The following is a 557-nucleotide window of genomic DNA, read 5'->3' on the forward strand; positions in this document are numbered from 1 at the left end:
GTCCGCATAGGAGAGCACCGACAGCCGCCCGAAACCGTCATAGGCATGGCTCAGCGCATGGCCGCGCGGGTCGGTGATCGTCGCCACCGCGTCGTCGCTGAAATAGGTGTAGGTGGCGCTGTCCTGTGCCACCTCCGTGCCCACCGCCGACCGTTCCTTCCATTTGCGGCCGGCAATGTCGTACACCACCTCCGACACCCGCCCCAGCGGGTCGGTCACCCGGATCGCCCGGTCCAGCGCGTCATAGTCGGTCTGCGTGACCCGGTTCAACGGGTCGGTCACGCGCGCGGGCTTGTCGGTCGGGGTATAGACCGTGGCCGTCACGGCATAGGGCTGGCCGGCCAAGTCCGACGACCGCTTCTCCTGTTCCACCCGGCCCACGGCGTCATAGACCCAGTCCGTGCGCGACAGCAGCGTGGTGGAGATTTGCGGCGCCACCGCCGTGGCACCGGCCCGCGTCTCCTCGTAAAGCGGCTGGCGCCGGACATTGTAGTCGGCCGGTATCAAGGACCTGCACGACGTCAATTTCAGCCTGGGAACTGATATTTTACTTAGAG

Annotated in this window: 1 protein-coding gene; it reads right to left on the reverse strand. The window is 66.1% G+C overall.

What is annotated here, in order from left to right:
* On the reverse strand, positions 1-507 hold a 507-nt coding region (locus tag ACM9HJ_RS31000; RefSeq protein WP_416575670.1), incomplete at its 3' end, for a hypothetical protein.
* Positions 508-557 lie beyond the last annotated feature (50 nt).

The organism is Niveispirillum sp. KHB5.9, from assembly GCF_048066115.1.
GTDB lineage: Bacteria > Pseudomonadota > Alphaproteobacteria > Azospirillales > Azospirillaceae > Niveispirillum.